General features: G+C 33.7%; 15 protein-coding genes. 6 read left to right on the top strand and 9 right to left on the bottom strand.

Annotation, left to right across the window (positions count from 1 at the left end; genetic code table 11):
- Positions 1-29 precede the first annotated feature (29 nt).
- Positions 30-998: an App1 family protein gene (locus AB3G39_RS05505; RefSeq protein WP_367771874.1), complete on the top strand. Its 969-nt coding sequence runs from the start codon at positions 30-32 to the stop codon at positions 996-998.
- Between the two features lie 167 nt (positions 999-1,165).
- On the opposite strand, the gene AB3G39_RS05500 is transcribed toward AB3G39_RS05505, so the two are convergent.
- Entirely contained in the window at positions 1,166-3,073 is a 1,908-nt protein-coding gene (locus AB3G39_RS05500; protein WP_367754991.1) for an ABC-F family ATP-binding cassette domain-containing protein, read from the bottom strand.
- Positions 3,074-3,147: 74 nt separating this feature from the next.
- On the opposite strand from AB3G39_RS05500, the gene AB3G39_RS05495 reads away from it, so the two are divergent.
- The gene (locus tag AB3G39_RS05495; protein WP_367754993.1) at positions 3,148-3,528 is read left to right on the top strand and encodes a DUF983 domain-containing protein; all 381 of its coding nucleotides are present in this window, start codon (positions 3,148-3,150) and stop codon (positions 3,526-3,528) included.
- Between the two features lie 3 nt (positions 3,529-3,531).
- Here the strand turns inward: AB3G39_RS05495 and AB3G39_RS05490 are convergent, their stop codons facing one another.
- The 8 genes from AB3G39_RS05490 to AB3G39_RS05455 form a co-directional block, all read right to left on the bottom strand.
- On the bottom strand, positions 3,532-4,581 hold the full coding sequence (locus tag AB3G39_RS05490) for an NAD(P)/FAD-dependent oxidoreductase (protein WP_369766195.1): 1,050 nt from the start codon (positions 4,579-4,581) through the stop codon (positions 3,532-3,534).
- A 122-nt stretch (positions 4,582-4,703) separates the two neighbouring features.
- Positions 4,704-5,594, bottom strand: a complete 891-nt coding sequence (gene gldN, locus AB3G39_RS05485) for a gliding motility protein GldN (protein WP_367774182.1) — start codon at positions 5,592-5,594, stop codon at positions 4,704-4,706.
- A gap of 49 nt (positions 5,595-5,643) precedes the next feature.
- Positions 5,644-7,191 (bottom strand): gliding motility protein GldM, encoded by a 1,548-nt coding sequence (gldM, locus tag AB3G39_RS05480; protein ID WP_367771878.1) that lies wholly within the window; start codon positions 7,189-7,191, stop codon positions 5,644-5,646.
- A 45-nt stretch (positions 7,192-7,236) separates the two neighbouring features.
- Positions 7,237-7,887 carry a gliding motility protein GldL gene (gene gldL / locus AB3G39_RS05475; RefSeq protein ID WP_367754999.1) on the bottom strand — a complete coding sequence of 217 codons (651 nt, stop codon included), beginning with the start codon at positions 7,885-7,887 and terminating at the stop codon, positions 7,237-7,239.
- A gap of 48 nt (positions 7,888-7,935) precedes the next feature.
- Positions 7,936-9,345: a gliding motility lipoprotein GldK gene (gene gldK, locus AB3G39_RS05470; protein ID WP_367755001.1), complete on the bottom strand. Its 1,410-nt coding sequence runs from the start codon at positions 9,343-9,345 to the stop codon at positions 7,936-7,938.
- Positions 9,346-9,476: 131 nt separating this feature from the next.
- The gene (locus AB3G39_RS05465) at positions 9,477-10,619 is read right to left on the bottom strand and encodes a formimidoylglutamase (RefSeq protein ID WP_369752495.1); all 1,143 of its coding nucleotides are present in this window, start codon (positions 10,617-10,619) and stop codon (positions 9,477-9,479) included.
- Position 10,620: 1 nt separating this feature from the next.
- A complete protein-coding gene (topA, locus tag AB3G39_RS05460) occupies positions 10,621-13,152 on the bottom strand; it encodes a type I DNA topoisomerase (protein ID WP_369752496.1) in 2,532 nt (843 codons plus the stop codon).
- 174 nt (positions 13,153-13,326) lie between these two features.
- On the bottom strand, positions 13,327-14,100 hold the full coding sequence (locus tag AB3G39_RS05455) for a DeoR/GlpR family DNA-binding transcription regulator (protein WP_367771884.1): 774 nt from the start codon (positions 14,098-14,100) through the stop codon (positions 13,327-13,329).
- A gap of 155 nt (positions 14,101-14,255) precedes the next feature.
- On the opposite strand from AB3G39_RS05455, the gene AB3G39_RS05450 reads away from it, so the two are divergent.
- The 4 genes from AB3G39_RS05450 (at position 14,256) to miaB (ending at position 20,224) form a co-directional block, all read left to right on the top strand.
- On the top strand, positions 14,256-15,839 hold the full coding sequence (locus AB3G39_RS05450; protein ID WP_369766194.1) for an FAD-dependent oxidoreductase: 1,584 nt from the start codon (positions 14,256-14,258) through the stop codon (positions 15,837-15,839).
- A gap of 22 nt (positions 15,840-15,861) precedes the next feature.
- On the top strand, positions 15,862-17,358 hold the full coding sequence (glpK, locus tag AB3G39_RS05445) for a glycerol kinase GlpK (RefSeq protein ID WP_367771888.1): 1,497 nt from the start codon (positions 15,862-15,864) through the stop codon (positions 17,356-17,358).
- A gap of 26 nt (positions 17,359-17,384) precedes the next feature.
- A complete protein-coding gene (locus tag AB3G39_RS05440) occupies positions 17,385-18,113 on the top strand; it encodes an MIP/aquaporin family protein (RefSeq protein ID WP_369766193.1) in 729 nt (242 codons plus the stop codon).
- Positions 18,114-18,778: 665 nt separating this feature from the next.
- Entirely contained in the window at positions 18,779-20,224 is a 1,446-nt protein-coding gene (gene miaB / locus AB3G39_RS05435; protein ID WP_369766192.1) for a tRNA (N6-isopentenyl adenosine(37)-C2)-methylthiotransferase MiaB, read from the top strand.
- Positions 20,225-20,319: the final 95 nt, after the last annotated feature.

Genomic DNA, 20,319 nt, shown 5'->3' with positions numbered 1-20,319 from the left:
TTTTCAACTTACTTCAAAAGTACTACAAAATGAGACCTGTTTTAAAATTATATCGTGGTTATGCAAATGAGCAAGAGTTAATTGTGATGGGGCATGTTTTCAAGCCTACAAAAAAGAAAGATTATGACTTTCTTTCAAAAAACTTCAAAAACGCAAGCTCGGTAATCAGTATGTTCAGAATAAAAACAATGGCAAATGCCGATGTTTATTTGACCCATAACAATACCAAAATTCACACAAAAACATTAATAGACGGCTATTTTAAATTTTGTATTCCATTAGATCAAAACATTCATTATGGTTGGATTGATTATGAAGTGAGTATTATTCACGAAACGCATACCATTACAAGTAAGGAGAGCTTCATTCGACCATTCAAAGGAAATCTTGGAATTATTTCAGATATTGATGATACTTTTTTAGTTTCTTACACGATTAATCCACTCAAAAAACTATATCACCTTTTATTTAGAAATGTAAATACCAGAAAAATTTTCGCAGATGTAGCCCAGCATTATCAAGCCTTAAGCACTGCTGGAAGAAAAAACAATGAAGAACTAAATGCTTTTTTTTATGTTTCTAGTAGTGAATGGAACTTATATCGTTTCCTAGTGAAATTTACAGACATCCACAAATTACCAAAAGCTGTTTTATTATTAAAAGACATTAAAACAAGTTTGACTAACTTTTTTTGGACTGGACGTGGAGGTCATAATCATAAATTTGACAAAATAAAACATGTTTTAGAATTCTATCCAAATCTAAAATATGTCTTAATTGGTGATGATTCTCAACATGATCCATTTCTTTACGAAGCTATTAGTAAAATTTTCCCTTTAACCGTTAAGGTTATTTACATTCGGCAAACGGGCAAACATAAGAAAACTAAGGTGATTAAAGCCTTAACTAATCTAGAAACCTTAAATATTTCCGTTTGCTATTTTAAAACTAGTACTGAAGCAATTGCTCATTCAAAAAAAATAGGGTTAATTGATTAAAAAATAGTATTCAAATTCATACACTTATAGCCCAGATAGGAATGAAAATCCTTTCCATAAAAAAAATCCTTTTTTACAACTGAGGCAGAGCGACCAAAGGAAGCTCCTGCTACAGTTTTGTAAAAAAAGATTTTTTGTGGAAAGATTGTAATGAATAGCTGGATTGGCTACAAATTATCTATTTCTTCTTGTACGTTTTCCCAGTCAGCTAATAATTTATCTAACTCGGCTTTCTTTTTATTGTAGGCTGTAAAAAACTTAGCATCTTCTATGTGTTTGTCATAATTAGAAGCAAGCATTTTATCATCATTTTGAATGTCTTTTTCCAATTGCTTGATTTGGCTTTCGACTTTACTCAAGCGATTCTGTAACGATTTCCCTTTCTTTTGATCTTCGTATGATGCTTTATTACTTTCTTTAGGTGCTGCAGCTTTTTGAGCATCTTTTTTCTCGACTTCACGCATATTCTCTAAATTGCGTTGCTCCAAGAAATAATTTATATCACCCAAATATTCCTTTATCTTTTGATCTTTGAACTCATAAACAAGATTTGACATTCCCTGTAAGAAATCTCTATCGTGAGAAACCAAAAGTAAGGTCCCTCCAAATTTTTGTAAGGCAGCCTTTAGCACATTCTTAGATTTAATATCCAGGTGATTCGTAGGCTCATCCATCAGCAAAACATTGATGGGCTGTAATAACAATTTACATAGTGCCAAACGGTTTCTTTCTCCTCCTGAAAGCACTTTTACCTTTTTCTCTACATCATCACCACGAAATAAGAACGAGCCTAACATGTCACGGACCTTCATTCGGTTCGTATCGGCAGCGGCATCTTCCATAGTTTGAAGTAACGTAATTTCTCCGTCTAAGTATTCTGCTTGGTTTTGGGCAAAATAACCCAATTGTACATTGTGTCCTAATTTAATAGTACCATCGTACTCAAATTCGTCAACTATCGCTTTGATAAAAGTTGATTTTCCTTGTCCGTTTTGACCAACAAAAGCAATTTTACTTCCTCTTTCAACTAATAAATTAATATCTTTTAAGATGGTTTTATCACCATAACTTTTGGTTACGTTTTCAGCTTCAACTACTACTCTACCTGGCTCTTTGGAAACTGGAAAAGTGATGTTCATCACCGAATTATCATCTTCATCTACTTCAATACGTTCAATCTTATCTAATTTCTTAATCATAGACTGCGCCATAGAAGCTTTAGAAGCTTTGGCACGGAATTTCTCAATTAATTTTTCTGTTTCTTCAATTTTTTTCGCTTGATTCTTTTGTGTGGCCAATTGTTTCTCGCGAATTTCATGACGCAATTCTAAATATTGAGAATAAGGCTTGTTAAAATCATACGCTTTTCCTAACGAAATTTCGATCGTTCTGTTGGTTACATTATCCAAAAACATTTTATCGTGCGAAACAATAACAACAACTCCAGGGTAATTACGTAAGAAACTCTCTAACCAAATGATACTTTCGATATCCAAGTGATTGGTAGGCTCATCGAGTAACAATACATCATTAGCTTGTAATAATAATTTGGCTAATTCGATACGCATTCTCCAACCTCCAGAAAAAGTTTCTGTTTGATTATTAAAAACTTCTCTTTTAAAACCAAGACCAAGAAGAATTTTCTCCGTATCTCCCACGTAATTATAACCACCCAACAATTCAAAACGATGCGTATAATCCGATAAATCTTCAATTATTTTTGAATATTCTTCACTTTCATAATCAGTACGAGTGACCAATAAGTGATTAATTTCTTCTAATTTTTTTTCTACAATTTTAATATCTATAAAAGCTTCATATGCTTCTTCTAGAACTGTACGTCCTTGCTCAAAATCAATATCTTGACGCAAAAAACCCATTCTAACATCTTTTTCTTGAGAAATCACACCTGTGTCAGGAAGAAAATCTCCTGCTAACATTTTTAGCATGGTCGATTTACCTGCACCATTCTTTCCAACAAGACCTACTCGATCTCCAGCTCCAAGACGAAATGTTACTTCTTCAAATAAATAAGTACCTCCGAATGAAACGGATAAATTGTGTATATTAAGCATGTATTATGAGTTTATTCCTTTTTGAATTTGTAAATTTACAACTTCCAGAAAAGGAAAAATTAAATTTTTTGCAAATGTTAAAAAAAGGATCCAAATTATATAGCATTTTAACAGGAACTTGTCCTAAATGTCAGAAAGAGAGCATGTATTTAGATCAAAACGTGCTGCATTTGGGCAATATTTTAAAAATGAATGAAAAATGCAGTCATTGTGGTCTAAAATATCAAATTGAACCCTCCTTCTTTTATGGAGCTATGTACGTTAGTTATGGACTAAATGTAGCTACAGGAATTGCTGCCTTTATAGTTTCCTATTTAATTTTTGGCTCCTCTTTAAAAGTGGCTTTTATAGCTATAATAGCATCTATTATTATATTATTTCCATTTATATTAAGATGGTCAAGAAATATCTATATTAATATGTTTGTTTCTTACGATCCAAATTTTAAAGCTTAATACTTATTGTTTTTTAGGTTTAAACCGATTTATATTAATAACTGTATCTAAAGGTATTCCTTCTTCAATATTTTCAAATAAAGCTTTTGCCATTGCAGGTCCTAGCATTACGCCACGAGTCCCTAGTCCATTAAGAATATGCATTGAATTGTGCTCTGAATGTGTTCCTACCAAAGGTCTTCTATCTTTTACTGTAGGTCGTACACCAGCAAAGTGTTCCACAATTTCAAAATCACAGGTAATAATTTCTTTTATTCTGTCTATTAACTCCTGCTTGCCTTCTTCTGTAGGCAAATCTGTTTTGTCTTTCCAATTATAAGTGGCACCTACTTTAAACAAGTCTCCGCCTAGTGGTAAAATAAAAACACTAGTATTAATTATTACATCTAAGTTTAATTGTGGCGCTTTGATGATAAACAACTCCCCTTTTGTACCATCTAACGGCAAGTGGTTAAAGAAAGGATTTGCATGCATACCAAATCCCTCAGCAAAGATTATATTCTTAGCTTGGATATCTTTATAACTAACACCTTCATTATGGATGACTAAAGAATCATAATCAAAGGATTCGCACAAAAATAAATTATGCTCCATTAGATAAGCTCTATATTTTTCTAATAACAAAGCTGTATCAATATATCCAGTATGAAGTACTTCGCCATAATTATAAGGTGAGTGAATTCCAGAAAATTGGGTTGTAATTATATTTGGAGACAAGAAAGGAGATAAAGCTTCTTTATCCGAAGCTGTAAACCAATTATTTTGTTCTTCTATAGAAAAAAACTTTCTTAGAATTGGCTTTTTAAAATCGAATTGCATTTTAAGTTTCTCTTCAATAACAGAATAAAAGCTTTCCATCAATACTAATTGTTCCTGAGCACACCAAACTTCACTAAATCGTTTTAAAATAACAGGGTTGTACAATCCCCCAGCAATTCTAGATGAATTTTGAGAATAATTATCCAGAACCAAAATTGACTTATGATGCTTTAGAGCCATTTCGGAAAATGATATTCCTGCTAATCCAGAACCAACAATTAAATAATCAATCATATTAAAAAATGAATTTTAGAATAAAATACAAAGTACGTGTATTAAAAAATAAAACTAAGTCAGCTATAAATAAAAAACTCTTGCTTTACAGCAAGAGTTCTAATATTAACTAATAAATGAAATTAGTAATTCCACATATCAGATTCGAAATCACGTATCTTTTCTTTAACTCTTTCCGATTCCAACAATTGATTTTGAGCGTTATCTTTCATGTATTCAGCAATAGATCTATCACCATATACATTTTCTTCTTTATAGATAACACTATTAAAACGCCTTGAATTTAAAATTTGATCAAAAGAAATAGGCATGGCAGAATTCACGTCGTTAAATGCTTTTGCTTCATGCAAAACCTCTCTAGCCGACGGAAAAAAGATCCAAAATAATTCAATATAATCTTTTTCATCATTATTCATAGTGTACACATCAGGAGTCACAGGACAAATACCTAAAAGACGATATTTTAATTCACTTTGACGTTTATCAAAATACCAATATCCTTTAATCTTGTATTGTGTTACATCTTGAGCTGTTAAATCAGATCTCAAAATATACTCAGGAGAAACCTGTGATCCAGCATTTATTTGCTCCCTACCAGCATCCGTAGTATCAACTCTTGTTAAAGAAGATTGAATGTCTTTAAAAGATTTCTTAGTATTAAAATAACTATCAGAATAGACGTCACTAATTGCACCGCTTCTAATTGCTTTTGTCAAAACATCATATAAAGAACGTCTATCAGAACCAATGTTAGCAGTATCAATAGGAAAGTATAAAGCGAAGTTGATTTTCTCGCTTAAATCAATAATTTCCCAAGTCGTCTTACCCATTAATACATCTCTATCATGAACGTAACCATAGGCCAAAGGCTTATCATTATCAGAAATAAGCTGAGCAGCAGTTTTAAGACCTATTTCAGAAGGTGTTTTTGCATTTAGCAAATTAGATTGCGCAAAAGATGAAACACTTCCAGTAACGGAAATAATAACTAATAAAAATTTTCTCACATTCATCATGTTTTCATTATAAGATATTGAAGATGCCAATAAGGCAACCTACTTATTATTGTATTTCAAAAATAACCGGAGCAGTTCTAGGTAATAAATAACTACCAGCACCTACTAATTTTGTTTTAATTTCAGAAATGGTAACTTGATCTCCTCTTCCCGCTTTAGAAAGTACAGCTTTACATTGAGAATTTAATTTATCACCTTGTACAACTACTGTTGGCTGTCCAGTAACTTTTAAATTGAACCCTACAACATTTAACCCCACTTCAAAATCAAAATCTTCTAATTTAGCACCTATCGTTGCAATCTCAAGATTAGATTTAGGCCCTTTTACAACACCCGTTTCTCCTCTAATTGTTCCTGTTGGTCCTGGAATTCCTTTAATTCTAAATGTCTTTTTATCTGAAACTTTAGAACCATCAGGTAACGTACCTGTAACATTAATCACTACTTCATTCCCAGATGTAGGACTCATGCTAAATTTACCACCACCTGCAGAGCTTAATCCTGGAGCTGAAGCTGAAATTTTATCAGCAGAGATTCCAGCAAATGAAATAGTCATTGGATTAACAACACCTCTGTACACTACATTCATTTTATCCGCTGAAATGGTAGCCGATTTAGGTCTTGCAACAACCACATATTTGTCTTTAATTGCTAAACTTACTGTCTTCCCTCCCTCATCAAAATTAAACGAACCATTTATAGGATGTTCACCAATATTACCTGCTCCAAAAGAAAATTTAGCTTGACCAGCCATCGCTTGAATATTTGAACCATTCAATATAACTGATTTAGCCTGTAATGATGGATCAAATTTTCCTAATATAATTTTACCTGAAACTGCTTCACCTTGAAAGAATACTGATTTATCAAGAACTACAATTGGTTGATAAGCTGTAAGTGATGCAGCAGCAACCAAATCAGATTGAAACATTCCACTCATAATATCACTTTCTGTAGCCTTAATGTCAGCTTGCAATTGAGATATTTTAGTAATTGTAGCAATCAAAGGAAAACCTTTGTAGTTATAATCAATCCAATCTAAATTAGCACCTGCTTTTTCTGAATACACTGGTTTTGTAGCAAATCTAGCTTCTATTTTTGTCATTTCAGACTCTGCAATAGAACTACCTCCAATTTGCTTAATCTGAGCTGGATAACTATTTATTTTATCTAAAAATTCTTTACCTTGTTTAGAGACTTTATCTCCAGTAAAAAACATGCGATCTATTAAATCGCCCTTATCCATTTGTTCATAAGGCAAATTACCTTTAGCGTCTCTTTCAAAATTTTTAGTAACAGATGCTTTAATATTTTCTAAATAATCATTAAATTGTTTAGATAAAGCTCTTATCTTTTCAACTTTTACCTTTTTATCTCCAAATTGACCCGGCTGATCAACCGCTTTTTGCGCCAATTGTGCAAATGAGCCTTCATTTCTTTGATCTGTAATTGCATTTGATTCTACAATTTTAACATTTAAAATCCCAAAAGCAGATAAAACTTCTTTTGACATATTTAAAGCCAGCATTGCAATAAAAATTAAGTACATCAGATTTATCATCTTCTGTCTAGGGGTAAGTTTTCCTCCTGCCATATTTTCTACTAATTAGTTAGTTGTTTTTTTATAGTTCGAAACTAATTATCCCTTGTTATTCATTGCAGAAAGCATTCCACCATAAACATTGTTCAATGACGACAAATTTGTAGTCAATGACTGCATTTGCTCTTTTAATTTCAAGTTATTTTCGACAACTTCTTCATTAATTTGGGCATTTCTTGACGCACTTTGCAATTGTATTTTATATAAACTATTTAAAGATTCCATTTGAGCAGCAGCAAGAGTCAATTCTTCACTGTATTTCTTAGTTGATGCCATTGATTCAGCAGTTGGAGCAATACTTTTTGCAGCTGATTCGAAATTTTTAATGCTATTTCCTAAACTTGACATCAATTCCCCGTCAATTTTTGCATCTTTCAACATGGCATCTAATTTTTGAGAAAGTAAACCTTGAGCTTCAGCAACTGGAGCCTCTACTTTAGGTGCTTTCTTTTTTGCCTCACCATTTGCCAATTCTGGATATACTAAAGTCCAGTCTAATTCATTATCAACAGGTTCAAAAGCCGAAAGAGCAAAAATCCCAGCTTCAACCAACAATCCAATCGTTAACATTAAATTACCAGTTATAGGACCAAATTCTATGTGTGTTATTTTGAATAATGCTCCTACGATTACAACTGCAGCACCCATTCCATAACAGAAATTCATTGCTTTTTTGCTTAATATTGCCATAATTTAATTTTTTTTTAGGTAGTTAGTAGATTTGGTTTTTGTTTTTATTTATCTTTTAATTTTCTTACCGTTTCCGGTTGTTTCTAATCCCATGTAATCTTGAACAGTTCTGAATCCAATAAAACTTCTTGCAGAATCAGCATATTCAAAATCTCTAGTACTTACTTGTAGGAAATAAGCAACGTCTTTCCATGATCCTCCACGAACTACTTTACGTTTGTTTGAGCCATCCTGAACATTTGGGTTCATTGAAGAAACATATTCATAAGCATTTGGGTCATATGATGAATCAGTCCATTCCGAAACGTTTCCAGCCATGTTATACAAATTATAACCATTTGGCTCGTAAGATTTAGCTTCTACAGTATACAATGCCTGGTCAGCTGCATAATCCCCTCTATTTGGTTTAAAATTAGCAAGAAAACAACCTCTATCATTTTTAGTGTAAGGACCTCCCCAAGGGTAAGTACCTGACTCTAAACCACCTCTAGCTGAATATTCCCATTCTGCTTCCGTAGGCAATCTGAATGAATTGATTAAGTCGTGTCCTTTTTTCTTTGATTTGATATATGTATTTTTATTAAGTGTTCTCCAAGCACAAAAAGCTTTTGCTTGTGTCCATTTCACACCAACAACAGGATAATCTCCATATGCTTTATGCCAGAAATAATCATTATGCATTGGTTCATTGTAAGAATACGAAAAATCTTTAATCCAAACTGTTGTATCTGGATATACTTTTACTTCTTCTGTTTTAATAAAATCTTTTCTTTTTCCAACTTTAGCTTTAGCTGCGGCCTGAATATCCATCCAAGAGTAACGGAATTTAAGCTTATCTACATCAATAGTCCTTAAACCATTATAAGAAGCCGCTAAGGGCAAATACATCGAGTCCATTACTTCAACGTAATATTCGTCAGGATATAACTTAGTATCTTTAATTAATTTTACTTTTCTATTTAATCTTCTACCAGCATAAGGATCGTCGTCCGTACCTATACTGTAATAGTTATCGTACATATACTTATCATACGCAGTCATTTTTTCCGGATCAGAATCATTAAAAGCAAAATCACCTATACTTCCAGCATTTTTACCTTTTCCTTTTCCATCACCTGCTTTAATACCACTTTCATCTGCAAGAATAGCTAACCTTACTCTCATTGTAGAATCTTTTACCCATTCTACAAACTGACGGTATTCGCTATTGGTAATTTCAGTTTCATCCATATAAAAGGAACGAACAGTAACCGTTTTTGTTGGAGCATCTTGAATTGCAGCTACATCATCATCAGATTTACCCATTATAAATGCACCTCCAGGAACCAAAGTCATTCCATAAGGTTTTTCTGGATGCCATTTCCCTCCATTAATCCCTACCAATTCACCTTTGTCGCCTGATTTACCACAGCTTATTAATAGCGCCAAAATTGCCATAAATGCAATGAACTTCTTCATATAAATTCGGGTTAATTATTCATTATTATTTAAGTGTGTAAACCTATTTATTATTTTTTTAAAAAACAATTATTTTACACTAAACAACATTATTTTTTACAATAAAAATTCAGTAAGCTTAAAAACAATTTTTAAATACTGTTTTTACGCTGTGCCTTCCACCATCTTTCAGGTAATTCCTGATTACATGCCCCTATATATTCATCATAAGAACATGGTAATAACGTATTTCTTTTCAATTTATTATTCCCATTTGAAATAAATGGAATTTCAATCCACCATCTATCCGTCTTATCACTTTTATAAAAAACTAAAACTTCTTCTTCAGATGGAACTATATATTTTATATAATTTTCTCTACTTCCAAAAGGATATTCATTAGAACGATAATGAAACCCTTCAATAAAATACCAAATAATTTGTGCAACTAATACTGATTCCTGTACAGAATTATTATGATTAAATATCCCAAACATGGATACTTTATCACTTATACCAGCATACCTTGACAAGGAACAAATCTCTTTTCCATTAAAACCATTAGGCGTAAATATACTGAAATTTCCTGAATCTGAGGACTTTACAGAATTCAAATCAAGACTAACGATGTCAGCATCCCTAAAAACGGGTTCAGCCAAAGCTATATTATTAGAAATTTCACCCAAGCGATATCCATCAAAAAATAGCTTTTCAACTAAATCTATCTCTTCTTGAGAATTATAATAGGTTTGATATCCTATATTACAATAATTAAAGAGATTATTAGGTTCGTCAATTATTATCTTGGTCAAATAAGAATTTGAAGATGTTTCTTCATTTTCTTTTCCAAAATCAAATTTACTATCTATAGAAACTAGGTTAACCATTTGTTCTAATTCGTCATATGCTCTATATAAGGCATAGGTCAAATCTTGAGAACCTCCGATAATGATTGGAATAATTTTATTTTTAATCAAATTAGAAACTACTTTACGTAAAGCAAAATAAGTATCGGTAATCGTATCTCCGGCAAGAATATCTCCTAAATCCGCAATTGAAGCGTCCCAATTTCCCGGAAACATACTGTACAATTCTTTTCGAATAGCCATTATATCCACTTCCGAAAATGCAGTATCGCTTCCGCGATTTTCCAAAACTCCAATCACGGCGATATTAATTTTATTTAAATCTGGAAATTGATCTTTAGTATGAAAAACAATTTTACTTCCCAATTGCTGAGAAGATAACTTTTCCAAAAAATCACTATCAATGGGTTTTAAAAAATCAAATTCCATTTTATTTCTTTTTTACTACAGGTTTCTTAACGGTAACTTTTTTCGCTACTGCCTTTTTAGCTGGAGCTTTTTTCGCCGCTACCTTTTTCGCTGGTGTTTTCTTAGCAATCATCTCTTGAACTTCTTCCAAAGTTAATTTAGTAGCATCTACGTCCTTACTCAGTTCAATTTTAATTTTTCCTTTAGTAATAACGGAACGACCCCAACGTGCTTTTTCAACTAAAATCCCTTCTTCAACCCAGTTGTGCAATACCTTGTCGATATTTTTCTGTAATTTATCTTCAATCAATGCTTCTATGTCCGATTGCGATAAATTATCAAAATTATATTTTTTACTTACATTAATAAATAAGCCATTCCATTTTATAAAAGGACCAAAACGGCCAGTTCCTTTTTGAACTCCTTCTCCTTTATAAACAGCTATTGGAGCGTCAGCAATTGCTTTTTCGTCAATTAACTCTTGCGCTCTTTTAAAATCAACGTCAAGTGGATTCTCTCCTTTTGGCAAAGATACAAATGCAGCACCATGACGAATATAGGGACCAAAACGACCATTACTCACTTCGACCTCTTCTCCTTTGTATTCTCCTAAATTTTTAGGAAGCAAAAATAAATTTAATGCTTCTTCTAAATTTATATTTCCTATATTTTGGTCTGCCATCAAACTAGCAAACTTTTTCTCTTCATCATCTGCAGCTCCAATTTGAGCCATAGGTCCAAACTTTCCTAAACGAACAGAAACTGGCTTTCCACTTTTTGGATCTGTTCCTAAAATTCGCTCTCCACTTTCTCTTTCAGCATTTGCCTCTACATCTTTAACTATTGGATGAAATTGATCGTAGAATTCTTTCATCATTACTGCCCAATCAACATTTCCCTCCGCAATTTCATCAAAATCTTGCTCTACTTTGGCGGTAAAGTTGTAATCTAATATGTTTCCAAAATTCTTAACCAAGAAATCAGTAACAATAGTTCCAATATCTGTTGGCACTAATTTTCCCTTATCTGAACCGGTATTTTCTTTAAGTAACTTCTCTCCTACTTTATTTGATTGCAAAGTAAGTTGAGTATAATTACGCTCCTGACCGTCAAGATTTCCTTTCTCTACATAGTTTCTATTTATAATTGTAGAAATAGTTGGAGCATAAGTAGATGGGCGCCCAATCCCTAGTTCTTCTAATTTTTTTACTAAAGAAGCTTCAGTATAACGAGCTGGTGGTCTTGAATATCTTTCTGTAGCAGTGATGTAGTTATTTAATAACTTTTCATTGACTTTCATTGCAGGAAGCATTCCTTCTTGCTCCTCTTCATCGTCATCATGACCTTCAAGATATACTTTTAAAAACCCTTCAAATAGCAATACTTCACCAGAAGCTGTAAACAACTCTCCGTGATTATTAGCTTCAATTTTTACGTTTGTTCTTTCCAGTTGCGCATCACTCATTTGGGAAGCCAATGTTCTTTTCCAAATTAAGTCATACAATCGAGCTTGGTCTCTGTCAATATTTACAGTGTGTCTTGACATATCCGTAGGACGAATCGCCTCATGCGCTTCTTGAGCTCCTTTACTTTTATTGACAAAAGTACGAGGCTTAGAAAACTCCTTACCATAAGATTTAATAATTTCAGCTTGAGCCGCATCCATAGCATCCTTAGACAAGTTAACACTATCGGTTCTCATATAAGTGATAAGTCCAGCTTCGTATAAACGTTGTGCTAATTGCATAGTAATTCCAACTGGCAAGTACAACTTGCGTGCCGCTTCTTGTTGTAAAGTTGAAGTTGTAAACGGACCTGTTGGTGATTTTTTTGTCGGTTTCGTTTCTAAATCTGAAACCTTATAAGTAGAACCTACATTTTTATTTAAAAAATCTTCGGCTTCTTTTTTAGTATTGAAATTCTTAGGCAGCTTTGCTTTGAATGACTTTCCTGCTTCGTTAGTAAATTCTGCAACAACAGAATAAGTTGCAATTGAATTGTAATTTTGAATTTCTCTTTCACGCTCCACAATTAAACGAACGGATACTGATTGTACACGACCTGCTGAAAGTCCGCCTTTTATTTTTCTCCAAAGAACAGGAGATAATTCATAACCTACCAATCGATCTAAAACGCGACGTGCTTGCTGCGCATTCACTAAATTATAATCAATCTCGCGAGGATTATCAATTGCTTTTAAAATGGCATTTTTAGTAATCTCATGAAAAACAATACGCTTTGTTTTTTTTGCATCTAATTTTAATTCTTCCGATAAATGCCAAGAAATAGCTTCCCCCTCTCGATCCTCATCACTTGCTAACCAAACCATTTCGGCTTTTTTAGCCAATCCTTTTAGCTTGGTTACTAATGCTTTTTTATCAGCCGAAACTTCATATTTAGGTTTAAAACCATTCTCTACATCTACACCAATTTCCTTTGAAGGCAAGTCGGCAATATGCCCATAACTTGACTCTACTTGGAAATCACTTCCTAAAAATTTCTCGATTGTTTTTGCCTTTGCAGGTGACTCAACTATTACTAAATTCTTTGCCATTGCTCTATTTTTCTAGGACAAAAGTAGAAGTTTTTTTTAAATATTGGGCTTTTGAAAATTTTTAAAATATTTTTCATCCAAAAACTAATCCCTAAAACGGTAACTAATAACAATCATTAAAACCAATAAAATCAATTCTTTTACAACTAATACGTATACATTAATTAATAAGAATCATCCTTTTCCAGCAACGACAACATCAATACCAAATTCTTCTAGTTTTACTTTTGTTTCGTTATCAATACCACTATCCGTAATCAAAACGTCAATTTTATTTAAATTACAAATTTTACCAAACCCCCTAATATTCATTTTTGTAGAATCTGCTAACACGATAACTTTCTCAGCCACGTCAATCATCGCTTTATTAAGATGTGCCTCAAGAGCATTTGACGTACTCAAACCAAATTCTAAATGAAGACCATCCGTTCCTAGAAACAACTTATTACAAGAAAACTGACCTAAAGTGGCTTCTGCAATAGGCCCAACTGCCGAAGTCGAACTATTTCGAATATCTCCACCTAATTGAATTGTATCAATACTTGTATCTTTACAAAGCTCTAACGAAACCTTTAACGATGGCGTAAGGACTGTTAATTTATGAAAACCTTTAATAATACGTGATAAATAATGAATATTGGAACCCGACCCTAATATAATATAATCATTATTACTAATATACTTCAAGGCTTCTTCTGCAATTTGTTTTTTTTGCTCTACCTGCAACGTTTCCTTATCACTTACATCCCTTTCAAAAGCATAAATAGGCTGTTTACTAGCTCCTCCATGCGTACGATGTAAAAGTTTTTCGTTTTCCAAAAAATTTAAATCCTTTCGTATGGTTACGGTTGAAACATTATGTGTTTCACATAAATCAACCACATTCACATATCCTTTTTGATCTAATTCTTTAAGTATATCTTCTTGCCTTCTATTGATTATAGTCATAATATCTCTCCTGTTGCTTAATTTTGGTTATTTTTAAAGGTACAAAAATAAAATATATAAATAAATTTCATTTAAATAATTTTACCTTCATTTAATTTCATTATGTTTGTTATTCGAAAGTAATCGAAGCTACAAAACAACAAATATAACACACAATGAAACTATCCGAACAATTAACAAAACTAAAACAAACACCAGAATGGGATGTAATCATCATTGGTGGAGGGGCCAGCGGACTAGGAACTGCACTTGATGCTGCTAGCAGAGGGTACAAAACGATTTTAGTTGAAGCAGTAGATTTCGCAAAAGGCACCTCAAGTAGAAGTACTAAACTAGTTCACGGTGGTGTACGTTATCTTGAGCAAGGTGATATCTCTCTTGTAAGAGAAGCTCTTAAAGAAAGAGGTTTAATGGCCCAAAATGCTGGTCATCTTGTTAAAAACCAATCTTTCGTTATACCCAACTATAATTGGTGGGGCGGTTATTTTTACACTATAGGACTTACCATTTACGACATGTTAGCTGGTAAATTAAGCTTAGGCAAATCTAAATATATTTCAAAGAAAAGAACAATTGAGTTACTTCCCACAGTTGAACAAAAAGGATTAGTTAGTGGTGTTATCTATCAAGACGGTCAATTTGACGATTCACGTTTAGCCATCAATATTGGTCAGACCGCCGTGGAAAAAGGAGCCTGCCTTTTAAACTACACCAAAGTAGTTAACTTATTAAAGGACAGTAAAAACCAAGTTACTGGTGTGCAAGTAAAAAACCAAGAAACTGGAGAGGTATTTGAGTTAAAAGGAAAAGCGATCATAAACGCAACTGGAGTTTTTACTAATGCAATAATGAAACTAAACGATACTGTTTATAGAAAATACATTGTTCCAAGTCAAGGCATCCATCTTGTCTTTGACACATCGTTCCTACCTAGTGACTACGCATTGATGATTCCTAAAACAAGTGATGGACGTGTTTTATTTGCAGTGCCCTGGCATGATAAAATTGTAGTTGGAACAACTGATACACTAATCAAGAGTCACAGTTTAGAACCTATAGCATTAGAAAAAGAAATTGAATTCGTATTAGAGACAGCACAGCGATTCTTAGCAAAAAAGCCCACACGCGCAGATGTACTGTCCGTTTTTGCTGGATTAAGACCACTTGCAGCTCCAGAAAAAGAAGGAAAAAGCACGAAAGAAGTTTCACGAAGTCACAAAATAATTGTTTCTGAAACTGGATTAATCACTATCACAGGCGGAAAATGGACCACTTATAGAAAAATTGCTGAGGATATTATTGACAAAGCGATAACTGTAAGACATCTACCTAAAAAAGAATGTCAAACAGAACACATATCCATTCATGGAAATATTAAAACAAACACTGTTGATCGCGAAAACCACCTATACATATACGGAACTGATGCTCCTAAAATACTAGAATTACAAAATGAAGAACCCGAATTAAAACAAAAACTCCATCCAAATTATGATTATACCATGGCAGAAGTTGCATGGGCAATTCGCTATGAAATGGCAAGAACAGTTGACGATGTGCTTTCAAGAAGAGTACGCCTCTTATTTTTAGATGCTCGTGCAGCTATTGCCGTTTCAAAAAAAGTAGCTCAATTGATCGCTAAAGAACTTGGACACGATGAAGATTGGACAGAAAAACAAATAACCGAATTTAAGACTTTAGCCAACGGATTCCTTTTATCGGAATTTAAAATAAATTAATCTTTAACTATAAATGCCAACCATGCAAAATAAATTAATCCTTGCCCTCGACCAAGGGACAACATCATCAAGAGCAATCATCTTTAACCATAGTGGAGAAATAGTAAACATATCTCAAAAGTCATTTGAGCAAATATTCCCTAAACCAGGATGGGTTGAACACGATCCAAACGAAATTTGGTCTTCCCAAATTAGTGTTGCTGCCGAAGTCATTGCAAAAACAGGAATAAACGGAAAACAAATTGCTGCAATTGGCATTACAAATCAAAGAGAAACTACAATTGTCTGGGACAGAGAAACTAGCGAACCTATTTACAACGCAATTGTTTGGCAAGATCGAAGAACCGCAAAGTATTGTGATGAGTTAAAAGCAAAAGGACACGCAGAAATGATCCAGAAAAAGACCGGTTTAGTTTTAGATGCTTATTTTTCTGGGACAAAGGTAAAATGGATTTTAGACAATGTTCCTGGAGCGCGTGAAAAAGCGGAACAAGGAAAACTATGTTTTGGAACTGTAGACACATGGCTAATCTGGAAACTTACTCGTGGAGCCATGTTCATGACAGATGTTTCTAATGCCAGTCGAACATTATTATTAAACATCCACACACTAGAATGGGACACTGAACTACTTGAGTTATTTGACATTCCAAGAGCAATGCTTCCCGAAGTAAAAGAAAGTAGCGAAATATACGGAGAAACTTGCACCACATTATTCGCAACAAAAATCCCTATTGCAGGGGTTGCTGGAGACCAACAAGCAGCACTTTTTGGTCAATTATGCACAAAGCCTGGTATGGTTAAAAACACATACGGAACGGGTTGTTTCATGTTAATGAATACTGGAGAAAAACCTGTTTATTCCAAAAACAATTTACTAACTACGATAGCTTGGAAAATCAACGGAAAAACAACGTACGCATTAGAAGGAAGTGTTTTTGTAGGAGGTGCAGCCGTACAATGGCTGCGAGATGGAGCTAAAATAATTGAATCAGCAGAAGAAATCGAAGCTTTAGCATCACAAGTTCCAGATAATGGTGGCGTTTATTTCGTGCCAGCATTAACAGGTCTTGGCGCTCCATATTGGGATCAGTATGCAAGAGGCGCAATTGTAGGAATAACAAGAGGAACAACAAATGCACATATTGCCCGCGCTACTCTTGAAGGAATCGCCTACCAAGTATACGATTTAGTCAAAGCTATGGAAGCTGATTTTGGTAAAAAAGGAACCGAATTAAGGGTGGACGGAGGAGCTGCAGCAAATAATTTAATGATGCAATTCCAATCTGATTTATTTAATTTTAAAGTAATTAGACCAAAAACACTAGAAACAACTGCTTTAGGAGCAGCATACTTAGCTGGACTAGCAATTGGATATTGGAAAAGTGTGGACGATTTACAACAACAATGGTCAATTGACCGTGAATTTACCCCGGAAATGCCAAGAAATGAAGTCGAGATATTAGTACATAAGTGGGACAGAGCTGTTGGACGAGCTTCAAACTGGATCGAAGATTAATTGTAACCAAAAAAAAACACCAAAAGATGACACCATTTATAGCAGAAATTATTGGCACTATGCTAATGATTTTATTAGGCAACGGAGTAGTTGCAAACGTAGTTCTTAAAGGAACAAAAGGAAACAATTCAGGTTGGATTGTAATTACTACAGCATGGGCTTTTGCTGTTTTTGTAGGTGTCGCTGTGGCTGGCCCAGTAAGTGGAGCGCATCTAAATCCTGTTGTAACACTTGGACTAGCAATTATTGGTAAATTTGCCTGGAGTCAAGTAGCGACCTATATTATCGCTCAAATGATTGGAGCTATGCTAGGCGCTTTCTTAGTTTGGCTATCACATAAAGATCATTTCGCCGCTACTGAAGATGAAGCCTCAAAATTAGCTTGTTTTAGTACAGGTCCAGCTATACGAAACTATTCATCTAACTTAATAAGCGAAATCATAGGAACCTTTGTACTTATTTTTGTGATTTTTTATCTCGCAGGTCCTAATGTAAGTATTGCAGTAGCCGCTGATGCTAAAATTGGATTAGGTTCAATAGGTGCTCTACCTGTAGCAATTCTTGTATGGGCAATTGGATTAAGCCTAGGTGGCACAACGGGATACGCTATTAACCCAGCTCGAGACCTAGGCCCTAGAATTGTACACTCAATACTTCTAAAAGGAAACAGCGACTGGAGTTATGCCTGGGTTCCTATTATAGGCCCAATCGTAGGTTCAAGCTTGGCTGCATTATTATATTTATTGCTCATATAACCCTAACTTAAATAATAATAATAACCTCTGTAATTTCACTTACAGAGGCAACTTGACTTGTAAAAAAACACACTATCGTTTCTGATAAAATTCCCTTAAACGAATTTAAGTTTACACACTACTTTAAAGCGGCTTAAATAATCACAAATAACAACTGCAATGATCATAGTAGTAGAAACTCCATCTTTTTAGAATTGAGTTATCGCCTTTACCCGCTTTTAAGGATTGAAAAATAAATTTAAATACACAGACAGTACTGCTTTTCCTATTAATGAGATAAACATCTATTTGTCAAAAAATTGAAAGTAATTTTGATTTCGTATATATGGGTATAAAAGACATAAAAATATTTAATTTTTCAATTACAAACTAATTATTTCCACAAGATCAATGTGGAATCCTTACAATAAAATAACGCCCTATCCTCAGTCTAGATAGCTGGGAAAAACCTACAAAAAACTTCCGATTTTGGTGCCTTAAAAGCGACCGAAAGTAGCGCTTTATAATACTTGTAATCCTTATTTTTTATAAAACCTCGAAACAAAAAGTAAGAAACAGCTGTTAAAATAGTATTCCCAAAATGACTTAAAACAATGTTAATTCTTCGTCTGACATCTTGTCATATTGATTGAAATTGCCTTATCTTTGCGTTTTTAAAATATACAATGGAAAAGATTATTGAAGAAAGTAAACAAGGCGAAAGTCTTGTTCTGGAAAACAAACCTGAGAATACAAAAAAATTATTTATAGAAAGCTATGGTTGTGCGATGAACTTTTCGGACAGTGAGATCGTTGCTTCCATATTATCCGTAAATGGATACAATACAACGCAAGTTCTGGAAGAAGCCGATTTGGTTTTAGTAAATACTTGTTCCATTAGAGATAAAGCAGAACAAACTGTTCGTAAACGTTTAGAAAAATACAATGCAGTAAAACGCATTAACCCTAAAATGAAAGTGGGTGTTTTAGGCTGTATGGCGGAACGCCTTAAAAGTCAATTTTTAGAAGAGGAAAAAATTGTAGATCTTGTAGTAGGTCCTGATGCCTATAAAGATTTACCTAATCTATTAGCAGAAGTTGAAGAAGGTCGTGATGCCATAAATGTAATTTTATCGAAAGATGAAACGTATGGTGATATTTCTCCTGTTCGATTGATGAGTAATGGAATAACCGCATTAGTTTCTATAACTCGTGGCTGTGATAACATGTGTACTTTTTGCGTAGTTCCATTTACCCGCGGTCGTGAAAGGAGTCGTGAGCCACAAAGTATCATGAAAGAAATTCAGGATTTATGGGATAAAGGGTTTAAAGAAATTACTCTTTTAGGACAAAATGTTGACAGTTACCTTTGGTACGGTGGTGGTTTGAAAAAAGATTTTGAAAATGCCTCTGAAATGCAAAAAGCAACAGCAGTAGATTTTGATCAATTACTAGAAATGGTCGCTGAAGGTTTTCCTAAAATGAGAATTCGATTTTCAACATCCAATCCTCAGGATATGCATGAGAGTGTTTTACATGTGATTGCAAAACACAATAATATATGCAAACACATTCACTTACCGGTGCAATCAGGAAGTAATAGAATTTTAGCGGCAATGAATCGCCTCCATACCCGTGAAGAATACATGACCTTGATCGATAAAATAAGAACCATAATCCCTAACAGTTCTATTTCACAAGATATGATTGCTGGTTTCCCAACTGAGACTGAAGAAGATCACCAAGACACTTTGAGTTTAATGGAATATGTGAAATATAATTTTGGTTATATGTATTCGTATTCTGAACGCCCAGGAACTTTGGCTGGAAGAAAAATGGATGACGATGTAACCGAAGAAATAAAAGCAAGAAGACTGCAGGAAATTGTAGACTTACAACAAAAACATGCTTGGTTGCGATCAGAAGAATTTATTGGACAAACGGTAGAGGTCTTAGTTGAAAAAGTTTCAAAAAAATCGACTGAAGAGTTTTCAGGTAGAAATTCACAAAGCATCACTGTAGTTTTTCCGAAAGAGAATTATAAAATCGGTGATTTTGTAAATGTAAAAATCAACTCCTGTACTAGCGGAACTTTGAAAGGAGAGGCAGTGGGTTTAAGTGAGATGAATTAAGGAAGTTTAAAAAAATTACACCACAAATTACACAAATTTTCACAAATTATAATTTTCAATGTTGTTTATTAATCCCCTAACCTGATTATTTATAA

Source organism: Flavobacterium sp. WC2416 (assembly GCF_041200095.1).
In the GTDB taxonomy this organism is placed as follows: domain Bacteria; phylum Bacteroidota; class Bacteroidia; order Flavobacteriales; family Flavobacteriaceae; genus Flavobacterium.
The sequence above is the reverse complement of the archived record's forward strand: the minus strand, read 5'-3'. Positions and strand labels throughout refer to the sequence as shown.

Bases quoted from the DNA above. Each gene is read 5' to 3' on its own strand.
- AB3G39_RS05490 (WP_369766195.1), bottom strand. From the start codon at position 4,581: ATGATTGATTATTTAATTGTTGGTTCTGGATTAGCAGGAATATCATTT.
- glpK (WP_367771888.1), top strand. From the start codon at position 15,862: ATGCAAAATAAATTAATCCTTGCCCTCGACCAAGGGACAACATCATCA.
- AB3G39_RS05495 (WP_367754993.1), top strand. From the start codon at position 3,148: ATGTTAAAAAAAGGATCCAAATTATATAGCATTTTAACAGGAACTTGT.
- AB3G39_RS05465 (WP_369752495.1), bottom strand. From the start codon at position 10,619: ATGGAATTTGATTTTTTAAAACCCATTGATAGTGATTTTTTGGAAAAG.
- gldL (WP_367754999.1), bottom strand. From the start codon at position 7,887: ATGGCAATATTAAGCAAAAAAGCAATGAATTTCTGTTATGGAATGGGT.
- topA (WP_369752496.1), bottom strand. From the start codon at position 13,152: ATGGCAAAGAATTTAGTAATAGTTGAGTCACCTGCAAAGGCAAAAACA.
- gldM (WP_367771878.1), bottom strand. From the start codon at position 7,191: ATGGCAGGAGGAAAACTTACCCCTAGACAGAAGATGATAAATCTGATG.
- AB3G39_RS05505 (WP_367771874.1), top strand. From the start codon at position 30: ATGAGACCTGTTTTAAAATTATATCGTGGTTATGCAAATGAGCAAGAG.
- AB3G39_RS05455 (WP_367771884.1), bottom strand. From the start codon at position 14,100: ATGACTATAATCAATAGAAGGCAAGAAGATATACTTAAAGAATTAGAT.
- gldK (WP_367755001.1), bottom strand. From the start codon at position 9,345: ATGAAGAAGTTCATTGCATTTATGGCAATTTTGGCGCTATTAATAAGC.
- AB3G39_RS05440 (WP_369766193.1), top strand. From the start codon at position 17,385: ATGACACCATTTATAGCAGAAATTATTGGCACTATGCTAATGATTTTA.
- miaB (WP_369766192.1), top strand. From the start codon at position 18,779: ATGGAAAAGATTATTGAAGAAAGTAAACAAGGCGAAAGTCTTGTTCTG.
- gldN (WP_367774182.1), bottom strand. From the start codon at position 5,594: ATGAATGTGAGAAAATTTTTATTAGTTATTATTTCCGTTACTGGAAGT.
- AB3G39_RS05450 (WP_369766194.1), top strand. From the start codon at position 14,256: ATGAAACTATCCGAACAATTAACAAAACTAAAACAAACACCAGAATGG.
- AB3G39_RS05500 (WP_367754991.1), bottom strand. From the start codon at position 3,073: ATGCTTAATATACACAATTTATCCGTTTCATTCGGAGGTACTTATTTA.